19 protein-coding genes and 1 pseudogene are annotated in these 25,537 nt (G+C 45.6%); 13 read left to right on the top strand and 7 right to left on the bottom strand.

Going from position 1 to position 25,537, the window contains the following annotated elements; genetic code table 11:
• Positions 1-418: 418 nt before the first annotated feature.
• Positions 419-4,621 carry a chemotaxis protein CheB gene (locus tag QGP82_RS15930; protein ID WP_499060201.1) on the top strand — a complete coding sequence of 1,401 codons (4,203 nt, stop codon included), beginning with the start codon at positions 419-421 and terminating at the stop codon, positions 4,619-4,621.
• Positions 4,622-4,955: 334 nt separating this feature from the next.
• On the opposite strand, the gene QGP82_RS15925 is transcribed toward QGP82_RS15930, so the two are convergent.
• Together QGP82_RS15925 and QGP82_RS15920 are read right to left on the bottom strand one after the other, a co-directional pair.
• Entirely contained in the window at positions 4,956-5,381 is a 426-nt protein-coding gene (locus QGP82_RS15925; RefSeq protein ID WP_499060200.1) for a response regulator, read from the bottom strand.
• Positions 5,382-5,398: 17 nt separating this feature from the next.
• A complete protein-coding gene (locus tag QGP82_RS15920) occupies positions 5,399-6,583 on the bottom strand; it encodes a PAS domain-containing protein (protein ID WP_499060198.1) in 1,185 nt (394 codons plus the stop codon).
• Positions 6,584-7,696: 1,113 nt separating this feature from the next.
• Here QGP82_RS15920 and QGP82_RS15915 point away from each other — a divergent pair.
• The 4 genes from QGP82_RS15915 (at position 7,697) to QGP82_RS15900 (ending at position 13,972) form a co-directional block, all read left to right on the top strand.
• The gene (locus tag QGP82_RS15915; protein ID WP_163668610.1) at positions 7,697-8,029 is read left to right on the top strand and encodes a hypothetical protein; all 333 of its coding nucleotides are present in this window, start codon (positions 7,697-7,699) and stop codon (positions 8,027-8,029) included.
• Positions 8,030-8,368: 339 nt separating this feature from the next.
• On the top strand, positions 8,369-9,031 hold the full coding sequence (locus QGP82_RS15910; RefSeq protein WP_250565113.1) for a potassium channel family protein: 663 nt from the start codon (positions 8,369-8,371) through the stop codon (positions 9,029-9,031).
• A gap of 163 nt (positions 9,032-9,194) precedes the next feature.
• Complete coding sequence (locus QGP82_RS15905) at positions 9,195-10,700, top strand: efflux RND transporter periplasmic adaptor subunit (protein WP_163668606.1); 1,506 nt, start codon at positions 9,195-9,197, stop codon at positions 10,698-10,700.
• Between the two features lie 5 nt (positions 10,701-10,705).
• On the top strand, positions 10,706-13,972 hold the full coding sequence (locus QGP82_RS15900; RefSeq protein ID WP_499060197.1) for an efflux RND transporter permease subunit: 3,267 nt from the start codon (positions 10,706-10,708) through the stop codon (positions 13,970-13,972).
• Positions 13,973-14,117: 145 nt separating this feature from the next.
• Here the strand turns inward: QGP82_RS15900 and QGP82_RS15895 are convergent, their stop codons facing one another.
• Positions 14,118-14,366: a hypothetical protein gene (locus QGP82_RS15895; protein ID WP_163699156.1), complete on the bottom strand. Its 249-nt coding sequence runs from the start codon at positions 14,364-14,366 to the stop codon at positions 14,118-14,120.
• Positions 14,367-14,739: 373 nt separating this feature from the next.
• Positions 14,740-15,425 (bottom strand): annotated as a pseudogene (locus tag QGP82_RS15890) (phage integrase N-terminal SAM-like domain-containing protein).
• 1,040 nt (positions 15,426-16,465) lie between these two features.
• Between QGP82_RS15890 and QGP82_RS15885 the strand changes: the two are divergent.
• The 4 genes from QGP82_RS15885 (at position 16,466) to QGP82_RS15870 (ending at position 20,046) form a co-directional block, all read left to right on the top strand.
• Positions 16,466-17,389 carry a M12 family metallopeptidase gene (locus QGP82_RS15885; protein WP_499060196.1) on the top strand — a complete coding sequence of 308 codons (924 nt, stop codon included), beginning with the start codon at positions 16,466-16,468 and terminating at the stop codon, positions 17,387-17,389.
• An 84-nt stretch (positions 17,390-17,473) separates the two neighbouring features.
• On the top strand, positions 17,474-17,791 hold the full coding sequence (locus QGP82_RS15880) for a hypothetical protein (protein WP_499060195.1): 318 nt from the start codon (positions 17,474-17,476) through the stop codon (positions 17,789-17,791).
• 543 nt (positions 17,792-18,334) lie between these two features.
• Positions 18,335-19,105 carry a DsbA family protein gene (locus tag QGP82_RS15875; protein ID WP_499060194.1) on the top strand — a complete coding sequence of 257 codons (771 nt, stop codon included), beginning with the start codon at positions 18,335-18,337 and terminating at the stop codon, positions 19,103-19,105.
• A 323-nt stretch (positions 19,106-19,428) separates the two neighbouring features.
• Complete coding sequence (locus tag QGP82_RS15870) at positions 19,429-20,046, top strand: TrmH family RNA methyltransferase (protein ID WP_499060193.1); 618 nt, start codon at positions 19,429-19,431, stop codon at positions 20,044-20,046.
• A 1,082-nt stretch (positions 20,047-21,128) separates the two neighbouring features.
• On the opposite strand, the gene QGP82_RS15865 is transcribed toward QGP82_RS15870, so the two are convergent.
• The 3 genes from QGP82_RS15865 to QGP82_RS15855 form a co-directional block, all read right to left on the bottom strand.
• Positions 21,129-21,308 (bottom strand): hypothetical protein, encoded by a 180-nt coding sequence (locus tag QGP82_RS15865; protein WP_499060192.1) that lies wholly within the window; start codon positions 21,306-21,308, stop codon positions 21,129-21,131.
• 4 nt (positions 21,309-21,312) lie between these two features.
• Entirely contained in the window at positions 21,313-21,966 is a 654-nt protein-coding gene (locus QGP82_RS15860) for an FMN-dependent NADH-azoreductase (protein ID WP_499060191.1), read from the bottom strand.
• 126 nt (positions 21,967-22,092) lie between these two features.
• A complete protein-coding gene (locus tag QGP82_RS15855) occupies positions 22,093-22,251 on the bottom strand; it encodes a hypothetical protein (protein ID WP_499060190.1) in 159 nt (52 codons plus the stop codon).
• A gap of 301 nt (positions 22,252-22,552) precedes the next feature.
• Between QGP82_RS15855 and gcvA the strand changes: the two genes are divergently transcribed.
• From gcvA to QGP82_RS15835, 4 genes are all read left to right on the top strand, one after another.
• Complete coding sequence (gene gcvA / locus QGP82_RS15850; RefSeq protein ID WP_163668594.1) at positions 22,553-23,455, top strand: transcriptional regulator GcvA; 903 nt, start codon at positions 22,553-22,555, stop codon at positions 23,453-23,455.
• 137 nt (positions 23,456-23,592) lie between these two features.
• Positions 23,593-24,300: a tetratricopeptide repeat protein gene (locus QGP82_RS15845; RefSeq protein ID WP_499060189.1), complete on the top strand. Its 708-nt coding sequence runs from the start codon at positions 23,593-23,595 to the stop codon at positions 24,298-24,300.
• Positions 24,301-24,438: 138 nt separating this feature from the next.
• Positions 24,439-24,867 carry a hypothetical protein gene (locus QGP82_RS15840; protein WP_499060188.1) on the top strand — a complete coding sequence of 143 codons (429 nt, stop codon included), beginning with the start codon at positions 24,439-24,441 and terminating at the stop codon, positions 24,865-24,867.
• Positions 24,868-24,989: 122 nt separating this feature from the next.
• A complete protein-coding gene (locus QGP82_RS15835) occupies positions 24,990-25,523 on the top strand; it encodes a hypothetical protein (RefSeq protein WP_163668588.1) in 534 nt (177 codons plus the stop codon).
• Positions 25,524-25,537 lie beyond the last annotated feature (14 nt).

Here is a 25,537-nt window from a genome sequence, read left to right as displayed (position 1 = left end):
AAACATAATTTTAGACATAAGTAGGTTGTCACCATTAGCTATCCGATATCACAGCCCCCTTTTCCCAATTCTGGGGGAGACCAAGCCCAAAGCCCTCAGAATTAGGGTTTGGGGGTAAACTCGCAGAAATCAAACAACTGGTTGGCAGTGTATAAGGAACTGAGCTGACCTACTTAGGTCTAAACTTTAACAACTGCATGTCAAGAAAAAATTAGGTGATTGAGAAGATTTCAATCATAAAAGAATCATAAAAAGCTCTAGGTTTGATCAACCAAATGTTTCTTGCTCTGTTACGCTAAAAAGCTAAGGAAGAAAAAAGAAAAAATAATAGAAATATTCCGAGAATATACTGAGGTGCCATTAGAAACGTTCCTATTATTTTGAGAAATTGTCTGTCCCCCCTGACTAGAACACATCAATGGTAGATACGATTGATAGACAAACTAGCACTAGCTTTTTGATTGTCGGTATTGGTACTTCTGCAGGTGGGTTGCGTGCCCTCGAAGATTTTTTTGGGAATATGCCCAGCGATAGTAACGCTGCTTTTATCGTTGTTCAACACCTGTCACCTGATTACAAAAGCTTAATGAGTGAACTGCTCAAACGACATACCGACATGGATGTTCAACAGGTGACAGATCAGGTGTCCCTATGCCCTAATACTGTTTTCTTGATACCACCGGGTCAAAATATGGTACTCAAGGACGGATGTTTGCATCTGACGCCACAGGAACGAGGTCGGGGTCGTCAGCCTAATTTACCCATCGACTTATTTTTTAAATCTCTGTCTTTGGAGAGTCGAGAGAAGACTATCAGCGTGATTCTATCAGGAACCGGCAGCGATGGTTCACAAGGGATTCAGGAAATCTCAGAAAAGGGTGGCATTGTCCTGGTCCAGGCTCCAGAAACAGCTGAGTTTGACGGCATGCCCCAAAGCGCTATCTCCACCGGAGTTGTTGATCTAATCTTGCCTGCCAGTGAACTGGCTCAAACGACGTATCAATTAGTGACCGCCCCGAACGGGTTGCAAGACCTACGGGATAATCTGCAAAACCAGCTAATCCCTATCCAGCTACAAAAAATCATCAATATCATTGAGCAACATGATGATATTGATTTTGGTCATTATAAGCCCAGCTCGATTACTCGACGTATTCGACGACGATGTTTGATTGCAGGTTATCAAGATTTAGATAGCTATATCAGTCGATTAAACGCCTCAAAAGAAGAGCGCAACTGCTTGCGTAATGATTTATTGATTACTGTCACACGTTTTTTTAGAGATGCAGAGGCGTGGCAATTTTTAGAAAACAATGTTCTACCTGAACTACTTGACAGATTTTCCTCAGGACAGACGCTGCGTATTTGGATTACAGCTTGTGCCACGGGGGAAGAGGCCTATTCCATGGCCATCTTAGTCAGAGAACTGCTGGATCAACGCCAGCTGTCTATCGAAGTTAAGATTTTTGCTACGGATCTGGATCAAGTTGCTTTGAATAAAGCATCCTTAGGGATTTATCCAGCACCAATTGTTAATGAAATCGGTGAAGCTCGTGTCAGTCGCTTTTTTACCTCTAGGAATGATGGCTCCTTTGAGGTATCGCGAGCAATTCGAGAGATGATTATTTTTGCCAATCATAATTTGGCTAAAGACGCGGGATTTACCCAGGTGGACTTGGTGACTTGCCGTAATGTCCTGATTTACATGCAAACTGATCTTCAAGCTCAAGTCTTGAGAAATCTGCATTTTGCCCTGAACGTCAATGGTATTCTGTTCTTGGGTGAGTCAGAAACCCTAGGCATTCTTGAAGAAGAGTTTGACACTTTACACCGGAAGTGGAAAATCTATCAGAAATTGAGAGATGTCAAGCTATCCTTATCCACAGGAGCGTTTGCGGCCTTAAAGATCAATAGACCCCAGCTTCAAGTTGCTCTTTCAGATAAAAACTCTCGCTTTGATCCGCTGTTGGAGCAAGCTTTCAAGACTCTCTTAAATCAACGTGAAGCCACTTGTCTACTAGTCGATCGACAGATGCAATTGCTGTATGTGTGTGGTGACACATTAAGTCTCTTAAGGGTGCCCGATGGCAGACAATCGAATGATCTAATCGAGATGCTTCCGCAGTCACTACAGCTACCGCTCAGTACTGCATTGCACCGCATCTGCCAGGGAAGAGACAGTAGAGTTTGCTATAACAGTTACCAGATTAAAGAGCCTGAATACGAGTGTTTGACGGTAAATGTAGAAGTGAGCCGCCAGGCTGCCAATCGTAAGACAGGTGAGTTTTTTTTAATAGTCATTTCTCAGGAGAGCGGGCCTGACACCGCCCTACCTTCAAATCAGTTTGAGACCAGTGACGATACTGCTCAATATGTGTTGCAATTAGAGAGAGACTTGCAGCATACCCGCGAAAATCTTCAGGCCACTATTGAAGAATTAGAAACAACGAACGAAGAACAACAAGCCACTAATGAAGAACTAATTGCATCTAACGAAGAGCTGCAAAGTACTAACGAAGAACTACAGTCCGTTAACGAAGAGCTTTATACTGTCAATGCTGAGTACCAGTCTAAAATTCAAAGTCTCACTGAGCTCAATAATGATTTAGATAATCTGCTAAGCAACATTGAGGTTGGCGTCATTTTTCTAGATAATGGGCTGCGAATTAGAAAATATACGTCTGCGGCTACTGTTGCCTATAACCTGGTTGCCAACGATGTGGGTCGACCCATTGGGCACTTATCTCACAACCTGGAGAATCTTGATTTGCTGGTTGTGCTAGAGCAATTTAAAGAGCAGAGAAAGACTATTGAACAAGAGGTTCAGGTCAAGCACCAGGGACCCCATTTACTGATGCGGATTCACCCGTACTTGGCAGAAAATCAAACAGTTGATGGGGTGATCCTCACGTTTGTCAATATTGATGAAATTAAACGCACTCAGCTACGCTTAGAGGCCGCTGAGACCAGGTTAAGTCAATCCAATGAGATTCTAGAACAAAAAATACAAGGGCGCACCGCTGAATTAACCGCCAGTCAAGAACGCTACGATCTGGCGGTTAAAGGGGCTCGGGTGGGTCTTTGGGATCGAAATATTCTAACCAATGAGAATTATATATCGCCTCAATATGGAGAAATTCTGGGGTATGAAGACGATCAAGATGAACTTCAAAATTGGCATACTGCATTTGAATCGAAGCTGCATCCCGATGACTATGGTCGGGTTATGGAGGCCTTGAATAACCATCTACAGCATCGGGTTCCTTATCAGGCAGAATACCGTATGCGTAAAAAAAACGGCGACTATTGTTGGGTTTATGCCAGGGGGCAAGCTATTTGGGATGAATCGGGCAATCCGGTACGGCTAACGGGTTCAGTGATTGACATTAGCGATCGCAAAGCTGCCGAAAAAGAGCTACAGGATAGCGAGGCACGCTACCGCAACCTGTACGAAAGCACTCCAGCAATACTATGTTCTATCAACAATGAAGACGAATTAGTTAGCATCAGTCATCACTGGCTGCAAACGTTTGGATATGACCATACCGAGGTGATTGGCCGTAAATTTACAGAGTTTCTGACTCCAGAGTCTCGTCAATACGCTGTAGATGTGGTTATGCCAGATTTTTTGGAGAATGGAGTTTGTCACAATATTCCATATCAATGGATATGCAAAGACGGTAGTATTCGTGATGTATTACTATCTGCAACCGTTGAACAGGGTACGTCCGGCATCTTGCCTCGTTCCTTAGCAGTGCTGAGCGATGTCACAGAACACAACAAATCTCAGGCCGAGCTTGTTCGCTACCAAGAGCATTTGGAAGAATTAGTTGAAGGCCGAACTACTGAAATTAAACAAGCCAACCAGCAACTACAAGCCGAAGTTCTAGAACGGCAACGAGCTCAAAGTGAACTGGCCAACCGTGCCCAAGCCTTAGAACAGTCCAATGCGGATCTAGAACAGTTTGCCTACGTCGTTTCCCATGATTTACAAGAACCACTGCGGGCCATGACTGTTTTTGCACAACTGCTAGAAGGGGATTATGGTAAGCATCTAGACGCCACGGCCCATGACTATATTGGTCATATTGTCGAGGGTGGCATCCGCATGCATGGGTTAATTAATGGCATTTTGGCCTTTTCACGGGCTACCCATCGTGAGATTACCTTTACAGCTGTGGAGCTTGAGCAAGTATTGACCGCTGCTATCAAAAACTTAAGTTCTGCCATTGAAGAATCTCAAGCGGTCATCACCCATGATGTCCTACCCAGCCTTAACGTAGATGAACCCCAGATACTACAGCTATTTCAGAACCTGATTAGCAACGCCATTAAGTTTCGAAGGGCTGAACCTCCCCGCATCCATATGGGTGCTGAATGGAAGAACAATCAATGGACTTTTAGTCTGCAAGACAACGGCATCGGTATACCCAAAGAACAACAAGAGAGAACCTTTGGTCTGTTTCAACGTTTGCATACCCGCGAAGAAAAGGAAGGCTATGGCATCGGTCTAGCCGTCTGCAAAAAAGTTGTAGAACGACATCAAGGCCACATCTGGCTAGAGTCAGAACCCGGACAGGGCTCAGCCTTTTATTTTACCCTTGGAATGCCAAAGGGTTAGTTGTTACATAAAGCACCAGCTATTTTCTCGACGCCCGATGCCCATTCCCTAACGTCAGCACCTGTAGTATCCCCTTCGTACTCACAATGGTAGCAACCTTTCAGGCTGTCTTAATATTTAGGCAGTTCTACCCCTAACAACAGTAGATACAATAATCTTGTATACGAAACAAAGGTAGTAGACTTAGTATTTTACAGGATAGGTACTCAAGTCTTTTCACGGCAGATGCCTTACTTCGTATATTCCATTAGCAAATACTCTCTAGTAGCTATAGGTTTTGGCTGCTAGAGGGTATTTTTTATAGGAGTGTTTAAGTTACTACCATATACATCACCTATAGCAACTGTACCTTGGCAGTTTTAAGCCAAAAATCATAGATATGCTGAGCCGTTAATTTATACTCTTCGAGAACAATTGGTTTAGCAATATAGGCGTTTGCATATAGCTCATAGCTCTTAGCAATATCATCCTCCCGCGAAGAGCTAGAAACAATAATTACTGGGATCCTTCGCAGCTGATGATGGCCCTTGATTTCCTGTAGCATTTCATGGCCAGATTTACGGGGTAAGTTGAGATCCAACAGAATTAGCCGAGGTAAATCGGCCATCCCATTCCTGAGCAACTGTTCCAGCCAGTTAAGGGCTTGAATACCATCCTTAACAATCTCTATATGTCCCGCATAACCAATACATCTAAAAGCTGTGAGCATAATAGCCGCATCTGTCGATGAATCTTCCACTAGAAGAATAGGAGCATCCATGAACCAGAACCACCCTCTTAAACACCCATAGCATCATTCATTCTAGTAATCAGCAGCACCTTAATTCGCACTAGATTTGTAGTCGGGTGATGCTCCCCCAAATTCTCTTCAAATAGAGCTAATGCCTCCTGATAAAGAAACTTAGCTTTCTTATAACGACCTTGATTATCATAAAGGGTGGCAAGCTGATAAACATTTGCCATTACATCAACATGGTCATTGCCTAAGAGCCATTTACGCATCATCAAGGTTCCTTCTAATAGGGAAACCGCTTCATCTGGCTGATCTTGTTCGAGGTGAAGGTTGGCTAAATTAGAGAGCATACCAATCGCAATGTAGTGCAGCGCTGATCGAGTAGCATCCTGGCCCTGCTGGGATGTGTGGGCCAACTGCGTTTTAATACTCATGTCGGTTTGACAGCCCACCAGACGGTAAGCAACACCGGCTAAATCCCACATGGCTGTTGCCCGGGTTAACACCCAAAGATAATCCCCATTTTGATGTTGAATGCGATACTCACAATGAAATGGGGATTGCTGCTGCTGCTGCAAATAATTATTTAACTTTTTATCAAAGAGATCTTGATCCTCTGGATGAATGCGCGATAGCCATTCATCAGGGTTGTCACTAAGGGGTATATGTTCTAGCCCCAGGAGGGATTTCCACTGGGGAGAATAGTAAATAGAGTCTGTTGTTAAGTTCCAATCCCAAATGCCATCGTTCGCTTCCTGAGCAATTAATGCGTAACGTTCTTGATCTTGATTGAGTCTTTGGCTAGATTCTGTTCGCTTAATTGCATACTGAATACGTTGAACAAGTTGATGGCCCACATTAACATAGCCTAGTTGCTTTAGGTAAGCTGGAGAGAAAAAATCGGATTTGACCACATAATCCTGAACGCCTGCTTGAAGCGCGGCCTCTACAATCGTTTGATCCTGGAGGCCCGTGAGCACAACAATAGGTGTCTGAGGTGCCAACTGCTTTAATCGTTTAATTAGAGATAAGCCTTCCCCATCCGGTAAATGCAAATCTAACAAAATAATATCAAAGGTATTAACTTCTAATACAGTCAGTGCCTCATTAAAGCGACGAACATGATGAAATATAGGCTTGTCAACACTTGCTAAGTTGATAATTTTTTTCACTAGCTGAGCATCAGAGGGGCTATCCTCCACAAGGAGTGCATCAATAGTTGATTTCATAGGTTGCGACGAAACGGTATATATACAGAATGATGGGTAACAATGATCCAGATTTCTGGATAAGCTGTTTAGAAAAAGGGTTTTGAAAAAATGTTTGAGTATGATTCAATCTTTGCCTGATAACACCTACTGTTTAGCGGTTAATTTAACTAAAAAAGTTAAATTAAATATTCTTGTTATAGATTACCCACATTATCAAGAACACTATCGAGATTGTTAGTTAGGGGCGTATACAAGGCAGAGAAATTTAGATGCCGCATGTGCCATCTTAGAAGATCTCCTCCTGTCGAAAAGTTCTAAGACTCTAAAACTCCTCCACCTTGTATACCGTGGTAATATTCCCACGCTCATTTACAGCTACCCTCATCAAATCCTAATAAAACATAAAGAAGACCTAAAGGTGTTAATCTCATTTTTCTCCTATCCACTGTCAGTAGAGAGCTTTCATAATATTCATCCGAAAATTTATATATCAACCTTTTGCATCGTTTTATCTGTGACCATAGTAACTATCTATGAAAGTTGATGCGTCTCGTAAATTTTCGATACCTCGTGATACTAGGGCGCTATCAGCAAAAATCAAAACATAGCCTAAAGGACCATTAAGGTAGGCGGTCCTTTATTGGGCTAAGGGGATTGAGATTGAGAGCTGATAAAATAGGTTGCGATCGCAGCTATATCAATCACCAGAGAGCGGTGGATTGAGGGCAGTTCCGAGAAAACTTGCGCAATTCCGCTGAAGAGTTGCGCTAATTTGCCGTAGATCTAGAACTTTGAATATTTGAACGTATTACATAGTGGAGTCCGCAGTTCTAAACCATGGGTCCATGTTTTCCCATGTTTCCAGGTGAGCGGCTCTGGTTAACATCCCTGAGCCCTGCCAAATCATGCTGGTGGGTGAGCGGCTCTGATTAACATCCCTGAGCCCTGCCAAATCATGCTGGTGGGTGAGCGGCTCTGGTTAACATCCCTGAGCCCTACACAAATTATGCGGGTGCAGGACATACGTAACCACAGGGTTAAACGGTTAAGGTCTCTGGCTCAATAGAGTTACTTGAACGTCAGTGACATTGCTCGCAATAGCTTCGTAATTGACACAAAATATTAGGTCCCATGTCTCTAAAATCTGAATGGCAAGCATCGGCACTACCCAGTTACAAATTCAGTAGTTTTACAGTGGGAGTTGATCTGTCTCCGTTCTTGGATTGGTGGATACAAAATCGAGAAAACTTAAAAACAGAATCGGAGCCTACACCAGATTTGGGCTGCAACTGGTACTATAGTGAACCTGATATCAACAACTTGGTGCGCGTCCAGGTTCGGAATGAATTTTTTTATGCCCCCCAACAGGTAGCAGAACAGCATCAAGCGGCTGTAGCTCAGGGAGGGACTCAATGGCAAGAAGTTTTACAGAGATATTCCAACGTTATCAGGTCACTGAACTGATCGTCCTGACCTTTTAGTTGTCGATAAGACTAACTGACAACAATCCAAAGAACAGAATTAATGCACCCAGGGTAAAGCCAAAAGCTAAAAGCTAATACCCAATGAAAGCCCCTAGAATTTTGGCTTTGGCAGCAAACTCGCAGATGTTACACAGCTCGCTTGCATTTTATAAAGGCTTGAACTGACCTACTGAAGGATTCAGAGTTTACCACCCTCCATAGGCATTCCTACTTAGATTAATTGATATCGACTTCAGCTATATTATGATGTTTGGCAAATAGCTGCTACTTAGATTACATCCTCCATTAATATCGGGGTATTCCAGAGTTAATGCCCTGTATGAAATCTCTTCAAGAAAACAAAAAGCAAAAATATCGACAGTTGCTAATTGTACTGGCGATAACCTTTGTGGTATCGCCATTTTTGCAGGCTGGGATTGGTAATATTTTCCTGATTTCGCTGCTGTTGTATACGATTATGCTGATCATCAGCAGCTTTCCACTACCTCGAAAGTTATTGGCCATTTATGGCGCGATCGCAATTATTGCCTTCTGTTTAGAAGTTATTTCTACCCTGAACGGGGGCTTTTATCTGAATCAAACATTTAGCCTCATATCTCAAATTGTTTTTGCCATTTACTTAGCAGGAGCCGCCTACTGGATTGGTCGAGATATCTTTACTACGCCCGAAGTCACCATAGATATTGTGCGAGGTGGTATTAGTGTTTATTTATTGATTGGGTTTGTCTGGGCGTTGTTGTATGGCATTGTGAACACTTTAGATGCTAATGCCTTCTCTCAACCACTTGTACGAGTAGACTCTTATCTCAGAACAATACATTTTAGTTTTACCACCCTGACTACTTTGGGATATGGCGATATTGTGCCTTTAAGTGAAGTTGCCCAAGTATTAACAAATTTGGAAGCTATTATAGGCCAGATGTACTCTTCTATTTTTATTGCTATTCTGATCGGTAGCTATCTCAGTCACCGCTCCAATTAACATCGTTAACACGATAAAACATGACATTAGGTGACCTGAAAATCAGATGTTAAACTCTGTGTACTTGTGCTTTGTTGACTAGCATTCAGTAAATTTATTTGGCAACATTAGGCAAATCTAATCCGGGACGTTCCATAGTTACAGTTTCGCAACTACCTACTCTATGTCCTCTGACGGTATCAGCCCTCAACCGCCGATTGAGCAGTCATCCAATAATTTATCAAATACTAATGTAGAGACGGCAGTCGAAACGCCTCCCCCATCTACAGATACGGCTTCTCAGTCCAGTGCTTTGCCAAAATGGCGTAGTAAGTCTAAGAAACCGCTGTGGCCAGCCGTTGCTCTGGCTATGTTAGTGGTAGCTGGATTTGTGGGTGTAAAAGCCTATCAAACATTGACAGCCGCTCCCCCATTAGAAGAAACAGACGATGCAACCAATCAATCTCGTTTACCCATAAGGGTGCTCAGGGCGCAAAAAGGGCCAATTCAGGGATGGGTGTTTGATGAAGGTTCCGTTTGGCCAGTCCGACGGCGGATACTTAACTTTCAGGCCAGTGGTGACATTATTTATGTGGCTAAGGTCGATGGCATCGAACTGCGAGAAGGAGATTTTGTCTCCCAGGGGCAGCTGCTGGCCACCATTGATGCCCGCAGACAGGAATCTAGCATTGCTACCGCTGAGGCGGATATCCAAGTTTCAGAAACCCAACTAAACCAGTCCAGAGCCAGTTTATTGCAATCCCAGGCGAATCTAGAAAAGGCCAAGTCGGACTTGGCCCTGGCTGAGACTGAGTTACAGCGTTATGAGAATTTATTTGAGCAGGGGGCAGTATCGGAAAGCGATCGCGACGCCTACATCAACCGAGTAGACCAGGCCGCCGCCGCCCTGAAGACCGCTGAACAAGATGTCCGCTCTGCCGGCGAGAGCATTCGTTCTTCCGAAGCAGGGGTGAATGCGTCAGTGGCTCGCCTTAATCAAAGTGCCGTTGACCTAGAAGATACACAGTTAGTCTCTCCATTAGATGGAGTGGTGGCTTATATCAACATTCGAGAAGGAGAGTATTGGAGCACCCAATATCTCAATACAAGCAGCCCCCAAGATTTGATTGAGTCTGCCCCCATCGTGGTAGTTGATCCTCAATCCTTTGAAGTAGAGATCGAACTACAGGCAGGGGAAGCCGGAGAGATTAAGCCCGGTCAGCGAGCCTATGTTGTCTTAGAAGAAGAGGTCAGTGCGCTCCAGGCAGCTGGAGCTAACTCCCAGGGATTACTTGATATTGCTAGACAGCGGGGCAGTGGTGGTCAAGTATTTGCGGTTAGCCCTTCCCAAACACCTGGCAGTCGGGGCACTGAAATCACGATTCGAAACCTGGAACAGGTCGGTAATTTAAAGGTAGGGGGCCGGGTTTATGTATGGATTGAAGTGGCTCGCGATAACGATGCCGTGGTTTTACCCCTCGGGGCTCTAGTCTCCAGAAATCAGCAATATTATGCCTTTGTCGTCAATGAAACTGATGGTACCGTCCAACAGCGACGCATTACCGGCGGGATTGAAGGATTATCTGGCGTAGAAATTCTCTCTGGTATTGAACCCGGTGAGCTGGTGGTAATCGAAGGCCAAAACCGTCTGGTAGATGGCACCCCCGTCGAGATTGTTGACCGAAATTAAGCACTATGCAAATTGACGAGCGCGTTACGGCTGCTCCTGAAACTGAGAAGGGTGCTGATATCTCGTCAGTTCCCGCCTGGATGGAATTCTTCTTTACTCAGCAGATCTTTGCCATTCTCCTCTGCTTTATGCTGATGATGGGGGGCCTGATGGGCTATTTCTCCATGGTGAAAGAGGGCGATCCCGAAATTAAAATTGCTCGGGCCATGATCACCACCACCTGGGGGGGGACCGATGCCGAGACCCTCGAAAATCAGGTCACAGACAAGCTAGAAGAAGAAATCAAAAGTCTTCAAGGTCTAGATGACTTTACCAGTGCCACCTTCAATTCATTTTCCATTATTAATGTTGCCTTTAAGGCAGAATCTCCCGTTGCAGAATCCATTCAAGAACTGCGGGGTAAAGTTGACGACGCCGAGACAGAACTCCCTGAAGAATCCACCGGACGTGAAAAGCCAGATTTTGAGCAGCTATCCCAGCAGGATTCACCGGTTCTCACCCTGGCGCTAACAGGAGAGGGGTTAGACATTGGCTTACTCAGTCAGGCTTCAGAAGATTTACAAGAACGCCTGGAATCTGTTCAAAACGTACGAGAGGTAAATCTAGGCGGTCAGCGCGACGAAGTGATCCACGTACAGATGATTCCCAGCCGGTTGACCACCTTGGGGATTGCCGCCACCCAGGTGCGCGATGCCATCCAGGGGGGCAATATTGACCGCTCTTGGGACCTGGTGCGGGATGATGAGATTGGGGCCCAGGTGCGTCTATACGGTCGTTTTCGTACCCTGGAAGATTTAAAGAATTTGCCCGTAACCCGCTTGGATGAGAATCGGGTGGTCTTGCTGTCGGAGGTGGCCGACGTCTACCAGGGACTGGAGCGGGAAACCCAACGGGCCTTTTTAAGCTGGGAAGGGAGTGAGTTTAGCCCCACCATCAACCTGGAGGTGGTCAAAGTTGCTGGTAGCGACACCATTCAGGTAATCGAAGACGTCCTGGCAGAAATGGAGCTGGTGAAAAATGATCCCAGTATCTGGCTCCATGGCATGGATTATCAGGTGCTTACCAATGATGCCGACACCATTCGCAGCGACCTGGCAAATTTGGGTAGTAACGTCCTGCAAGCATCGCTGTTAGTCTTTGCCATTTTGTTTGTGGCCCTGACCTGGCGAGAGGCACTGATTGCAGGTTTAGCGATTCCCATGACCTTTGCCGGGGTGTTGTTTATCCTCTGGATGCTGGGCTACACCCTCAACACCATGGTCACCGTGGGGATGATCTTAGCCCTGGGACTCTTGGTGGATGTATTTATTCTCATGTTAGAGGGGCTGCACGATGGCATTTTTGTACAGGGTTTGAGCTTTCCTAAAGCGGCCATTAAAACTGTGCAAACCTATGCATCGCCTGCCTTTACCGGACAGCTCACCACCATTTTGGCCATGGCTCCACTGATGGCCATTTCCGGCACCCTGGGTAAGTATATTCGGCTGATTCCCATTAGTGCCATTACCTGTTTAGTGATGAGCTATGCCCTGGCCCTGTTGGCGGTGATTCCCTTATCCAGATTTCTGCTCGGTAATCAAGGTGGCAGCGGTGAGTCTAAAACCTACGTCGACCGTCTAACGGAAGCTGCATCTGAAAAGTTTTCCCACTGGAGTTTACGCATGACCATTCCCAATCGTCATGTGGCTCGTTTGTGGACAGCAAGTGCGATCGCGCTGTTTGTCTGTGCCATTCTTTTATTTAGCCAGCTGCCCAGTTCTCTGTTTGCCGTTAGCGACGACAATAAACTCAGCCTCAATGTGGAACTGCCCCCAGCCGCTACCTTAGAAACCTCTCAAGAGGTAGCCGATCGCATGGGTGAAGTGGTGCGCAACTACAGTGACCCCAATGGCGAGAAGGTGTTTGAAAGTGTGGTGAAGCTAGTGGGAAAGCGCAGTAACCTGGTTGCTACCAGCGAAATTAAACCGGGCAATGCCGATTATTTTGTCGGTCTGTCGGCAGTCTTAGTGGATCGTAACCAGCGGGCACGAGATTCTTTTAAATATGCTTACGACCTCAAAGTTCAACTAGAAAAAGAGATTATCCGTAACTACCCAGGGGCTGTATTGAGTACAGGGTTTCCACTGTCTGGTGGTGGGTCTGATCCGATTCAAATCGAGATTTTTGGTGACGACTTACAAACCCTAAGGGAAATCTCCAGCGAAGTACAACAGGCACTGCGAGAAATTCCAGGCACCATGGATGTGCGTGACGACCTGGGTAATCTACGAGAAGATTATAAGCTTGTGCCTAAGCGGGAGTCTCTTAACTTTTATGGCATCAGCCAGGATGAAGTGGGTTTGCAGGGACGTTATCTGATGATTGATAACGATGTGGGTGACTTCTCCATTGGCAGTGGTGAAGAGGATCTTGAAATTCGCCTAAGTACCCAGTGGCCATCTCAACAGGGTCGGATTGGTGGGCCTTCTCGCCTGGATGAATTTGCCACGATGCGGTTTATCAACTCAGACGGTGAAGCCATATCGCCCGATGCCCTGTTGGAAGAAGTGCCAGGCGCTGTACCCCTGGCGATCACCCACCGTGATACTCAGCGCAGCGTAACGGTACTGGCTAAGGTGATACCGGGGCAGGACTTCTATGACTCCCAAATCCTGGCTGAACTGACGCCCAAGCTAGAGGCAATGCAGTATGACCCCAACGATGAGGGCAATGCTGACCGCTGGCCTCGGGGGTATTCCTATCGGTTTGGTGGGGATGCGGATACCAGCAGTGAAACGTTTGGTTCTGCGGGTCAGATGCTGGTGGTGGCCATCTTCTTGGTGTTTGCGGTGCTGGTGTTGCAGTTTGGTTCCTACACTCAGCCGTTGATTATTATTCTCACCATTCCCTTTGCCTTAATTGGTACGTTGTTTGGGTTCTTCTTGTTGAGGCTATCGTTCTCTTTCCCGGCCATGATTGGTGTGATTGCGCTAGTCGGAATTGTGGTGAATGATGCCATTGTTATGGTGGAGACGATGAACGAGCGACGGAAAGAGGGGCTGGATGTACGCCATGCGGCAGCGGCAGGGGCCAGCGATCGACTGCGACCAATTTTGACCACATCGATTACCACTATTATTGGTCTGTTGCCGTTGGCGCTGAGTGATGCTCAGTGGTTCCCGCTGTGTATGGCGATTATTTTTGGGTTGTTGTCGGCGACGTTGATTGCGTTGCTGGTGGTGCCAGGATTGTATTTACAGCTGACGCCAACCAATTCCAAAGCTGTTTTGTAAATGTTCTGGCATTAAGGCGTACATAGACCCTCAGCCAGTCTCTAAACTGGGTGCGTAATGGACCGTTAAAAACGGTATGGATCGTTAAAAACTGTATGGACCGTTAAAAGCTGCGATCGCAAAACGCACCAAGTTTATACCTCGTCTATTGCTTGATGGCCAACCGTTTGGTCAAAATGGCCATCACTTCATTGGGCCGTCCGGTGGAAATGGGTTTACTCCAATCGTTGGGCTCAGCGTAGTGTTTTTTGTGCAGGTCTTGAATGGTCAGTCGCACGGCGGTAAGGCTGCCAAACAGCAGATGGCGAACGGTTTCGTATTGATGGTCGGGCAACGGTGCGGTGCTAACAGGTAATGTGGACGCAACAGCGCCCTGAGTCATATCGAGAAACATAAGCTTTGGTCTCCAAACGTAGGGTTGTTAAACCGTTGCCGCGTTTGAAAGCTGTAGCTAAAGCACTACAGTCTGGCGGCTCGGTAAGAAACCAAAGCTCAAATTTAGCTGCCCCGATTATGTGATGCAAACCGGGGCAGCAATAGGATAAAGTATCCCAAGCCTCGGACTGCTGGTTCAGTCGGGGGTTAGCTGGCGGTTCGGTGTTAGCGGCACCTGCCGCCAGTGCTAAATATTGAGCTTTGTAGTCATGCCCCGAAGGGCGTGAGAACTAAAGTACCGCTAAGACATTTCTCACGTCAAGCCATAGATATAGCTTTGCGCACATAGTTCACAACAGAGTTGATCGCTAACAACCTTACATAGCCGTTGATTACGAATCCAATGGACTCCGTACTCCACGTCCACCGCGATTAAGCACATGGGTATAAATCATTGTGGTCTTCACATCCTTGTGGCCTAATAGCTCTTGTACGGTGCGGATATCATAGCCATCTTCCAAAAGAAAAAGAGTTGTAATGGACCAACTAGCGAGTTCGGCACCATGGTAAGGCGATCTTTTTGGCCTTTGCCATCTCGCACTGTAATCTGGTGATACTCAAAATCTAAATTCTTAATACGTAGACGTAGCCCTTCCATCAAGCGCATGCCCGTTCCGTAGAGCAGACTGACTATTAGATGTTGGATGCCGTCTAGGTTAGTTAAAATTCGCTTTACTTCTGAGCGGGTAAATACAACCGGTAAGCGCTGAGGTCGTCTAGCTCGTTCAATATCATCTATATACGGTAATTCTATATCTAGAACTTGACGATATAGAAATAGTAGAGCGCTTAAAGCAACGGTTTGCGTTGATGCCGCCACATTACGGTGAATCGCTAAATGTGATAGGTAAGCCCTGATTTCAGGCGCTCCCATATCCTTGGGATGTCGCTTGTTATGAAACAGGATGAAATCTCGAATGTAGTGGATATAAGACTTTTCAGTTGAAAGGCTGAAATGCTTTAAGCGAGCAACTTCCCTAACTTGATCGAGCAAGCGCGGCGGCTTGGGTGGTGCCATGGTAAATGCTGTATAACTCCCGTATAGGGATGCTTATCTATCAGATCTGCTGGATAAGATCCCTATTTCCTATACTTAACTGTCAGAAGTGCTGGATAACACCCTGGATTCCCGGAGTTATACAGCAGAAATTCGGTATAAGTTCTATGAATAGGGGTGTTATCACGCAGATCTGCTGGATAAGATCTAAAGGGTTGGATCTTATCCAGCAGATCTGACACTGAATTACAAGTTAGGCGCGCGACTCGAAGTCGTTCGGTGGGTGGGTGGGTGGAGAGACTCCTAAATGTCTTTCCCCGCCAGTGTTCAGGTGGATGTCCGCCTCGGAATGTTCGATCAGTAATGGAAGGGCAGTATCAGCAGACGAGGTTAACTGTCACAGTATCTTCTGAGCCAACAAGAGGGTACGGGCTAGGGCAAGATTGCTAAGGATAAAGCAAGTGAAACCTTGATGAGGCTTACCTAATTTAGGTGCCCGAAATGTCTGATACGAGAATATTGAAGCACATGGGGATCGGCAATGGCTAAATGCTGATTAAAAACACACCGCCCCCAGATTAAAGAGGATTCCTAAGGCAATCAAATCTCCACCTCGTGCGGAACGAGGTAACCCCGACAGAGTCCTGAAGATAGCTTCATTTTTAGGTAAGCAAAGGGCAACCGAAGCTGAATTCTCCAGCGGGTACAGGCCGTCCCAAGAAGCGAAAGCTGTCAACCGAAAGGTAACCGAAATTCATAGCAGAGCGGTGAATACCCAACCCGAAAGGGTGCACATGGGACAGGTGATGGCCTTGAGTGAAGGTGAGATGAAAATCAACTGAGCATGAAGAGTTAGGTGCAAGCTTCAGTTTGTAAACGTAACCATCAGGACAATCTGTCAAGCTTGTTAAGAATGGGAAACACTGAGTTTCAAGACCTTGCTTGAGCTGTATAAAGTGAAAGTTGTACGTACAATTCTAAGTGGAGGAAGCGGGCTATATCTAAAACCTACTTCCTTACCCGACTTCTGCGTACAACGCCAGTATTAGAGGAAATTGAGAATGCAAAGTCGGTTCAGTAAGGTTGCTGTAGTAATTTTAGCGTTTATAATTGTAATCCTTACATCCTTAAGCGATGGGTTTAGAGGACCTAGATTTCCATTTCCACATAGTTCTGCTTCTGCTCAAGATTCGGTTAGAAACGAAACAGAAGATAGAATATCGCCATCGTCGGGATTTGTCTACCGTGGTAGGTATTGGCCATCAAATATCGTAGGCGCATGCTTTTTGGGTGCCGAAGATTCGTATAACAGAGAAAAGGACTGGGTGCGAGATTCAATCGAACAAACATGGATGCAGCATTCCGGTGTGTTTGTTTGGTTTTATTATTCGTGCCCGCCAAATTTCAGTGGTATCACGATAGCTATCGATGACACTGGTCCGAAGAGCTACGTGGGTACAGATTCCGTTTTACATAGGCCAAGTATGTGGCTGAACTTCGAGTTTCAGGAAACGTTTACCAATTGCCGTGGAAGGCGAGAGCGCTGTATTCGATCAATTGCAATTCATGAATTTGGTCACGCGCTTGGATTACTGCACGAACAAGCGCGACCCGAGAATGTAAATAGTCAATACTGTGCGAATGAAGACCCAAGCGATGCGGTATATCGGCAACATGGAATTCCGCATGGGAGTTATGACAATGCGTCTGTGATGAATTATTGTAGCGGTGATGTTGGTCGTCCTCTACCAACGACGCTTAGCACTGGAGATATTTCTGTAGTACAGTCTCTATATAGGCGTCCTGGTGAAGTTAGTATGGAACTTGGGAATAATGGAACAAAGAATTGTGGTGCCTATTGTAACGACAGAAGTGCAGGGCGATGCGTAGGAGCTCATGACCAACTAAATCACACTCACCGATCCTGCTCTGATACACCAGGATATCTAAACGGTCGGACATTAATATGCATGTGTAAGCGTTGATTTCGGTGAAACGCTAGTGCGATCAAAATGATCTCATAAGTTGGGTTGAATGATTCAATCTTTTTGGGACAAAACTCATCATCTATGCTCCACGAAATCCAACATTCACAAGCACAAGCTTGGTGGGTCTCTCAATTTGCTGCAAAATCGCTTAATCTTCAAAACGCTTGCTTTCTGGGTTGCGGCGGTTCTTCCTGCCCAGATGTAGGCTTAGCCGTGAGTGAGTGGCTAACAACTCAGTGGTGGCAGATGCTACGAGGATCACGGGTATCCTTTTACCTCAAAGGTATTGTCGCACCGCTCACTTCGCAGCCGTTAGCTGGCTTTGAATTTAAGCTGGGTGACTACACAAGTCACCCTGACGGGTACTTTCTCGAATCAGGTGTGTTAACTACGCTTTAATTGCTAGTTAGAGGATGTTTTAAAGGGGTTGCTTCGCGCAGCAAAGACTACCCAGACAGACTGATAGAGAACCGTAAAGCCTATTCTGTCGTAGTCACTTTGGGTAACTCAAGTAGCTAAAATATCGGCTAGAAAACTTTTTAAACACTCTCTTAGCGCGCTTCAATTTTCAAAATTTCTTTGAAATTCGACAGGCCCGCCAAAGCAAACACGTGCCGCGTAAATGCGCGCAAAGCAATCGAACGCTGCGCACGCAGGCAATATGCGCGTCGCTGGGAGCACCATCCCATCAATTCAAACGGCTCACCGAGTCCGGATTTCGATCAAAGCCCGCCGTAATCCTGTCTCCGATAGCACCCATTTACATGACTTAGTCCCAAAAAACTGATCGGTTTCAATCTCTTGCGTGATGGGTTCAAAAAGAAGGCAGTGTAGTTAAATCACTCGTATGCTGGGTTAAGGCGTAAACCAGCGAAGTATGCAAAACAACAAGCTCCCTTTAATGGGTCAGTTAAACGTTAATGATTACTTTGGAGATTAATCATGAGTGATACGATTCGAAGATATTCACCTTTCATGAGAATAATTCTATGCATCCTTGCCATTATTTATTTGGTGGTAATTGCAGCTTGTCAACCAGTTCGGGCCTTAAGTTTAGATAGCCAAGAGCTTGAGTTGAAAATTATTCAGGTTCTAAAAGATCACCCAGAGGTTATTCTTGAGTCAGTAGAAACATATCAAGAACAACAGTATGCGGCCCAGCAAGAAGCACAACGCGCTTACATTAAGGAAATTCAATCAAATCCAGATCAATTGATCGGTCATTCCCCAATAACCAGCGATTCAAAAGGGAAGTTGCTTATGGTAGAGTTTGCTGACTTTCAATGTCCTTACTGTGCTGTTGCCCATGAATCTCTGAAAGCATTCGTAGCAGACCATGCTAATGAAGTGGCATTAGTTTACAAGCATTATCCATTAGCCAATATTCATCCTGAAGCTGTTCCTGCTGCACAAGCTGCATGGGCAGCAGGTCAACAAGGAAAATTCTGGGAATATCATGGCTTGTTGTTCGAACAACAAGAACGCTTAGATGATACCGTTGTTGTAGAACTAGCAAAATCATTGAATTTAGATCTGGATCAATTCAATCGAGATCGCAATAGTAGTGCTGCTGCTGAAGCTATTGAAAAAGATATGCAACTAGCAGACCAGCTAGGTATTGATGGAACTCCTTTCCTAGTAATGGGCGATCAAGTTATGGCTGGTGCTGTAGAACGAGAAGTTCTTGAAGAAGCTTTGTCGAATCAGTTGTAAATTATGAGCTTAAATTCTCACTTTTGAGCGAGATTGCTTCACATTTCAAGTGTAGAGGCAGTCACTCCCTTCATAATGTGGCTCAAGTAAAAACTATCGATCACCATAAGGCAATTTTCTTAATTGTGCTTCTACACGGGGTTCTAACGCGCCTTAGTCGTGTATTTCTTGAGCTGGTAGAGCCGCTCATAAATTCCCCGAAGCAAACGATCTCAGCCTAACAACGCCCATGCACCCCGACCGCCGAAAGTGGCTCGGTATGATGCAGAAGTTATTTTCTGCGGGTGATGGGCAACGTTAGGCGTCAAAGCATAATAAGTCATATGGAAACAGAGGAAAATCAAAAGAGTTCTGCCCGACAACGCGCAGATGAAATAAAAGAATACAGGTGTAAAAATTTAATTACTGTGATTGAAGATCCACGCGATATCAAGAACATTGGCACCATCATAAGGAATGTAAATGCTTTAGGCGTGGAAAAGGCTTATATTGTAGACCCAAGAAAAGCCTTGCCAGACAATTGGCAAGAAATGCGAGAGAAGAAATCGCTTTCAAAAACGTCTGTTTCTGCAATCAAATGGAGTTTTGTCAAAAGATTTGATACTACTGAAGCCTGTCTTGAGCACCTCAAACAAAATCGCTTTGTGTCTATAGTCACATCCCCACATCGAAAGGGCAGAAAAAACGTTGATCTAGATGAAGCTGACTACACCATTTACACTAAGTTGGCTGTTTGGTTTGGTAATGAAGCCAAGGGTGTAAGCGACCTCGCTGTAGAACACAGCGATATGTGTGTAAGTATTCCAATGTTTGGCATGGTCGAAAGTCTTAATCTGGGTACAACGTCGGGAATAGTTTTATATGAAGTTACGAAGCAACGTCGTGAATATCAGCGTAAATACAGATGGAGAAATAATCGAGGATTGAAGATTAAAACCTAATACTGCGTTGTTGCGGCGAAGCAAAGATATTGACCAAAATTAGAATCCTGTCGCCGCACAACTCTGCCGTTATGCGTACTGATTATTAAGCACAAATGGAAGCCAATATTGACATCTGGAACCTTTTACACGATGGCAACATTGTTGCTTTCAGTAATGTTGGTCCTGGAGACATCTCTGTAAAAGTCGAAATAGAATATCTCTGTGAATTATTAGCTACCGGATCTAAGTTTCTATTGATTCACCTTCGCGATTGTAGCGACATATCATATAGTCCTTTCAAAAGCTCCGACACTGTTATTAAGCCTGAGTCATTGGGCGAATGTGATCTCGAAATCCTAAGCGCGAAAAATGAGCACAGCTATATCTCAGTTTGCTGTACTGAAGGCATAATACGACTAAGCTACATGGATGCTTATTATGAGTTGGACAACGGTGTTCCAATTTCGTTTGCTACTTTGTCTCAAGCATGCAAGAAATATTGGAATGACTGGGAGCAGCATAATAGGAACGACGTATAATATAGCGTTTCCCTGGCGGATGAGGTGCGGTCCCGAACCTGAAATCCTTTTGTAGCAATGAGTCTAAGCTCCTCGCCGTACCTCACGGGAGCAAGAAAGACTGTAGGCCAATAATTATTTAATGTAGATGACTGAATACTTAGACAAAATCACAGTTGAGCAAGCCTATTTGGCAGCATATGAATATTTATTGCGTAGATGGGAGTATATGCCCGAGAGGCTAATAGCTGATGAACTCAGCGGGATGAGTCTATTAGATGACGGAGGCAGTGCCGATCCAGCTTGCAAGAGCGAGTTTTTCGAAGCTCTCCGCGCGGTTCTTGATGCTGAGGCTAAATCAAGGAGATACACAAGGGCCGATCTAAAGCTAATTTGAGCTGCATAACAAATCGTTGGAGCGGCTGAGCTTAAAACTAGGGGCGCTAACATTGAAAAAGTGCTGTCCAGCCGCACAACTCCACGTTATATGGCCTGCTTTTAAGCTGATGTACATTCAAGTTGCAGGATTTGTGCGCTGAAACCCAGTCAGGCCATGAATCGGTCTGGAAATTTAAATGCTGATTAGCTTATGAGACCCGTATTCAAAGTCCTACAGACATGAAATAACTGAGCTTCTGGCACAAACCCTGTTTCAAAGGCTGCCCAGTGAGCTGTCTGGTCGGCTGCCCAGTTCAAGCTAGCAAACTGTGAATTAATCAACGCCTGGATGGCAGATTTGTCATCTGGCAGATTTGTCATCATCGATTTAATCTTTTATCTTTTGTGTGATCTGTTGCACCAAGTCTGGAATTGCCCCATAGGCCGATTGAATCGATTTCTGATGGCGATCGTCCCCAAATTCCTGGTATTCAATTCGAATAACGTGGTGTTTGCTAACTCCAAACAGTCTTGAGGCAACCACAATGTGAGGATCAAGGTGGTTTATTGCCGCATTAGCACCGCCAAGTTTAAATCCACCTTCTCCTGATGCAGATAGAATCACTAAAGTCTTGCCAATCAAAATAGGTTCGATTGGCTGTTCACCACGCGCCAAATCAAAGGAAAAGGTACGTCCAATCCGAATCACCTGGTCGATCCAGGCTTTCAGAGATGCTGGCATACCGTAGTTGTACATTGGTGTACCAATCACAATGACATCAGCAGGCTCTAGTTCATCGATCAATTGATCAGAAATCTTAAGCACTTCTATTTGTTCAGGCGCACGCTTCTCAGGTGCAGTGAAGGCAGCGGCGATCCAGGCTTCGCTCACGACTGGTGGTGGATTCAGTCCTACATCGCGTGTAATGACAGTATCATTAGGTCGAGACTTCAACCATTGTTGTGTAAAAGCCGTCGTTAATCCCCGGCTCAGGGAACGAGTGACACGTGCACTGGCGTCAATTTTTAGAATAGTAGCCATGATTGTAAGTTTCTAAGAAGGGTGAGGGAACCAGGCTTCGGGTTCCGGTAGAAAGTGTTGGAGAGTGAGGATGCCGTAAGTGCTTGAATGGGGGCTAAGCTGGCTTCCATCATTGTTACGATCGATTCAGTTATGGTGGTGCTTTTTGTCATCTGGAGAGTCAGTGGCTGAGGTAGTGTTAGCATAAACACCACCATCAAAAACTCCAGTCATTGCAACAGAAAAATTCGTCGCATCGATCGCGCGAATATTGGCTGTTCCACCAATGGATAGAGTGTCAGACATGATAGTCCTCCTGATAAGCTGTAAAAGTTCCTTGAAATAGGAAGAGTGACCTGTTTTCAATGCTCCAAAATCCAACAGACTTCGCTGAGCACAATGTTCACTGCACACACAAACGCGATTGTTTAGTTGGGACACACCCAAGGAGTTTGCTTAGATACGTAGCTTTAGATGAGTTTTATGCAGGTCTTGAGCGATTGAAAACCTGTTTTATTCCCTTAATTTGAAGAATAACAAGGGATAGAGGAATATTGCAAATTCAATATATTCAGGCTTAAGATGAAAGAAATTCACCCACAAGCCGATGCGATCGCTTCCCCCACTTAACGCTTTGCATACCTTTGAAGTGGCAGCGCGGCATCTGAGTTTTCAGCAAGCGGCTGAAGAACTGGATGTCACCTCGACGGCAATTAGCCATCAAATCAAATTACTAGAAGATTACCTGGAAGTTTCTTTGTTTCGCCGACGTCCTCGCCCTCTGTCGCTGACAGAAGCAGGTCAACTTTTATATCCGGTTGTACGTGAAAGCTTGGATTCAATTGCTGAGGCGATTACCCAATTAAAGCAAGTTCCAATATCCACGACGTTAACGGTAAGCGTGACAACGGTGTTTGCAGCTAAGTGGCTAGTTCCTCGTTTAGCTGAGTTTCAACGGACGCATCCTGAAATTGATCTACGACTACAAACCTCAAACGATGTGGTAAATCTACAGCGGCAAACAGTCGATTTAGCCATTCGCTACGGCAAAGGGAATTATCCAGGACTAGCAGTTCGCCCGCTGATGTCTGATAGGTTCGTGCCCATTTGTAGTCCACGTTTGTTGGAGAACAACCATCCAATTAGAAAACCGGATGATGTCGTGCATTATCCCCTGCTGCATTTTGAGTGGATTCACTTTGGAATCGATGCTCCTGATTGGAAAAACTGGTTTAGCGCTACGGGATTGAACACTGTTGCCCCCGACCACGGACTGAAATTTAACGAAGAAAGTTTAGCCATTCAAGCAGCGATCGCAGGTCAAGGTATAGCATTATGCAGCACTGTTCATGTTGCAGATGATGTAGCGTTAGGTTTTCTTGTGCAACCCCTCAATGTGATGCTAGACGGGTTTAACTATTCAGCAGTGTATCTAGAAAATCACCCGAAAGAAGTGCTGATTCTGAAGTTTATAGATTGGTTAGTGGAAATGGCTGGTCATGTCTCTTAAACCAGAGTCTTAAGGTAAAATGGAGTTTTTCGATCGCCGTATAACTCAAATGCAGCGGACGGTTGAGAGTCGTTGGTGTGGAGTTTGAGGCTATCTACTGCCGCTGATTTGAAACGTTATGTGTCAAGTGGAGCCGTATGCCTGACTCAACTGAACTCGTCCATCGTGCGATCGACTTGTCAGACGCTGAGGACTACACCGGTTCGCTGAACCTCCTGACGCGCGCTATCACCGTTGATCCAAACAACGCACAGGCGTACTTCGAGCGCGGAATGGTGCTGTTGAATCTTGACCAAGATGCCAATGCCATTCCGGACTTTGATCGCGCTCTCGCGATTGATTCTGAATTCCCCGGCGCGCGGGATTGGCGCGCGCGCGCGCGCCAATCGCTGGGCGATCATCAAAGCGCCGCTGAAGATCGTCTGAAGGAGCTGCAATCACATCCCAACGGCCCGCATGAAGGCATGGGCGTCAGTCCACAGAAATGGGCGGATTGCGCCGAAGCATTCATCAACGCTGGCAACCACCAAAAAGCTCGCGAATTGCTCGAAGATTACTTCGACAATTACTCAATCAAAGTCACCAGCTACGCACGCTTTGAAACCGCCCCAATGCGCATGCTCGCGAAACTGCTAATCCAGTCAGGCGATTTTGAGCGTGGCTGTGAGTTTGCGCAACAAGCGTATTCCAGCGATCACCAATGCCCGATGGATGTGCTAATATATGCTCTGGTGCTCGAGTCTTCTGGTGACTCAGTTGCCGCTCGCCGCGTCTTCGATGAAGCAAACCAGATCAATGATCAGATGCCGGGCGTCAAAGATTTACACGAACGCCTAACTGAATGATACATAACAATATAATGCACCAGAGTTGCCGTCCGGGGCGAATCTGAAATCAACGTCGCTGGCGGCAACCCGGTGATTGTCGTCGTTATGCGGCAACATGACACCGCTTCTCTTTGACTCAACAGTCGAATCACACCAATGGGCGTCACGATTAACACGCTTCACCACATGGATGGTCACCACGATCGACATTTTGGTTCCATCACGCACAACGGTCAGACACTTGATGCAGTGCTGGTTGGCCCATATGATCGACTCCAATTGTTGCTTCACTCTGACGCGATCGCAGAATATGAACTCGACGAGATCACCTCCGTCGAGTCCGGACTGGATAAGGACGATGCGTTGTCCGGGGTCTTCCCGTTAACGGATAACCAAATTGCAGTCGATGGCTCAATTCACCGCGAAACCAAAATCGACGAGTTTGTCAGCATACTCGATATTTACATTCAAAACGGGGCCGACTTTCTCGCCGTCTCAAGCGAGCGGCTTGGGCAAAAGCCACCGGTCGGCAGTAGAATCAGGATTGTGGGCAAGGGGTTACACGTCTATCCAACGTTCATTTAGGTCTGCGCAATGCCTCATAACAAGGCATTGCACCGGAGTGATGGACACTCGCTTTCTGTTTTTCGTACATCGTTCGCCACTTCCCGGTGAACTTGGTCGTTAGCTGGCATACAAAGCGCATAATGCGACACGTAGAACTAGCCAAGCAACTATGGCCGAAAGCGAAGTTTATCCTGCTGCCATGGGACGGAGCAGCGACGGAGGTGTTTATCACGTCACTTGACAATGACTCCCTACACCATTCCATAGAAGTAATTCAAAATTTCGTAAATAACCCTGAGATTATTTGTATTGCCAATGAGAACGTTGAAACGCCCGTGCCTCTAACTTCAGTTGCGCTGAAAAAGCTCAGTGCCGATCCAGATAACCTTATCCAACATGCAATGCGTGGTTCATTTATGAAAGCAGATGATATGTGCTTTTACATTTGGGTGGATGGACCAAACCAGTCACATGATATCGAAATAGTGTTCTGGAATGACCTACATTTCCCGAAGACAGTATCCGATGAGCAACATATCACTACTTGGGAAAGGATCGTGACTTTTACTGAACAGATTAGAGAGGGAACATTAAATAGCAAATGTATTCTCACTCCGGAGCACAATGGGCCTATAGAAGAGTTGTTTGACCATAAATCTATTGTTGTTTGGTGAAAACCATGCAGCAG

Source organism: Leptothoe sp. LEGE 181152, assembly GCF_032906605.1.
Taxonomy (GTDB): Bacteria; Cyanobacteriota; Cyanobacteriia; order Phormidesmidales; family Phormidesmidaceae; genus Leptothoe; species Leptothoe turfae.
This window is presented reverse-complemented; position numbering and strand designations above follow the sequence as displayed.

What these genes read in the sequence shown, in the direction of transcription:
- QGP82_RS15840 (WP_499060188.1), top strand. Translation starts at nt 24,439, where the DNA reads ATGGGCGTCACGATTAACACGCTTCACCACATGGATGGTCACCACGAT.
- QGP82_RS15835 (WP_163668588.1), top strand. Translation starts at nt 24,990, where the DNA reads ATGCGACACGTAGAACTAGCCAAGCAACTATGGCCGAAAGCGAAGTTT.
- QGP82_RS15880 (WP_499060195.1), top strand. Translation starts at nt 17,474, where the DNA reads ATGCTCCACGAAATCCAACATTCACAAGCACAAGCTTGGTGGGTCTCT.
- QGP82_RS15860 (WP_499060191.1), bottom strand. Translation starts at nt 21,966, where the DNA reads ATGGCTACTATTCTAAAAATTGACGCCAGTGCACGTGTCACTCGTTCC.
- QGP82_RS15900 (WP_499060197.1), top strand. Translation starts at nt 10,706, where the DNA reads ATGCAAATTGACGAGCGCGTTACGGCTGCTCCTGAAACTGAGAAGGGT.
- QGP82_RS15885 (WP_499060196.1), top strand. Translation starts at nt 16,466, where the DNA reads ATGCAAAGTCGGTTCAGTAAGGTTGCTGTAGTAATTTTAGCGTTTATA.
- QGP82_RS15895 (WP_163699156.1), bottom strand. Translation starts at nt 14,366, where the DNA reads ATGTTTCTCGATATGACTCAGGGCGCTGTTGCGTCCACATTACCTGTT.
- QGP82_RS15865 (WP_499060192.1), bottom strand. Translation starts at nt 21,308, where the DNA reads ATGATGACAAATCTGCCAGATGACAAATCTGCCATCCAGGCGTTGATT.
- QGP82_RS15925 (WP_499060200.1), bottom strand. Translation starts at nt 5,381, where the DNA reads ATGGATGCTCCTATTCTTCTAGTGGAAGATTCATCGACAGATGCGGCT.
- QGP82_RS15855 (WP_499060190.1), bottom strand. Translation starts at nt 22,251, where the DNA reads ATGTCTGACACTCTATCCATTGGTGGAACAGCCAATATTCGCGCGATC.
- QGP82_RS15920 (WP_499060198.1), bottom strand. Translation starts at nt 6,583, where the DNA reads ATGAAATCAACTATTGATGCACTCCTTGTGGAGGATAGCCCCTCTGAT.
- QGP82_RS15905 (WP_163668606.1), top strand. Translation starts at nt 9,195, where the DNA reads ATGTCCTCTGACGGTATCAGCCCTCAACCGCCGATTGAGCAGTCATCC.
- QGP82_RS15870 (WP_499060193.1), top strand. Translation starts at nt 19,429, where the DNA reads ATGGAAACAGAGGAAAATCAAAAGAGTTCTGCCCGACAACGCGCAGAT.
- QGP82_RS15915 (WP_163668610.1), top strand. Translation starts at nt 7,697, where the DNA reads ATGTCTCTAAAATCTGAATGGCAAGCATCGGCACTACCCAGTTACAAA.
- QGP82_RS15845 (WP_499060189.1), top strand. Translation starts at nt 23,593, where the DNA reads ATGCCTGACTCAACTGAACTCGTCCATCGTGCGATCGACTTGTCAGAC.
- QGP82_RS15875 (WP_499060194.1), top strand. Translation starts at nt 18,335, where the DNA reads ATGAGTGATACGATTCGAAGATATTCACCTTTCATGAGAATAATTCTA.
- QGP82_RS15930 (WP_499060201.1), top strand. Translation starts at nt 419, where the DNA reads ATGGTAGATACGATTGATAGACAAACTAGCACTAGCTTTTTGATTGTC.
- QGP82_RS15910 (WP_250565113.1), top strand. Translation starts at nt 8,369, where the DNA reads ATGAAATCTCTTCAAGAAAACAAAAAGCAAAAATATCGACAGTTGCTA.
- gcvA (WP_163668594.1), top strand. Translation starts at nt 22,553, where the DNA reads ATGCGATCGCTTCCCCCACTTAACGCTTTGCATACCTTTGAAGTGGCA.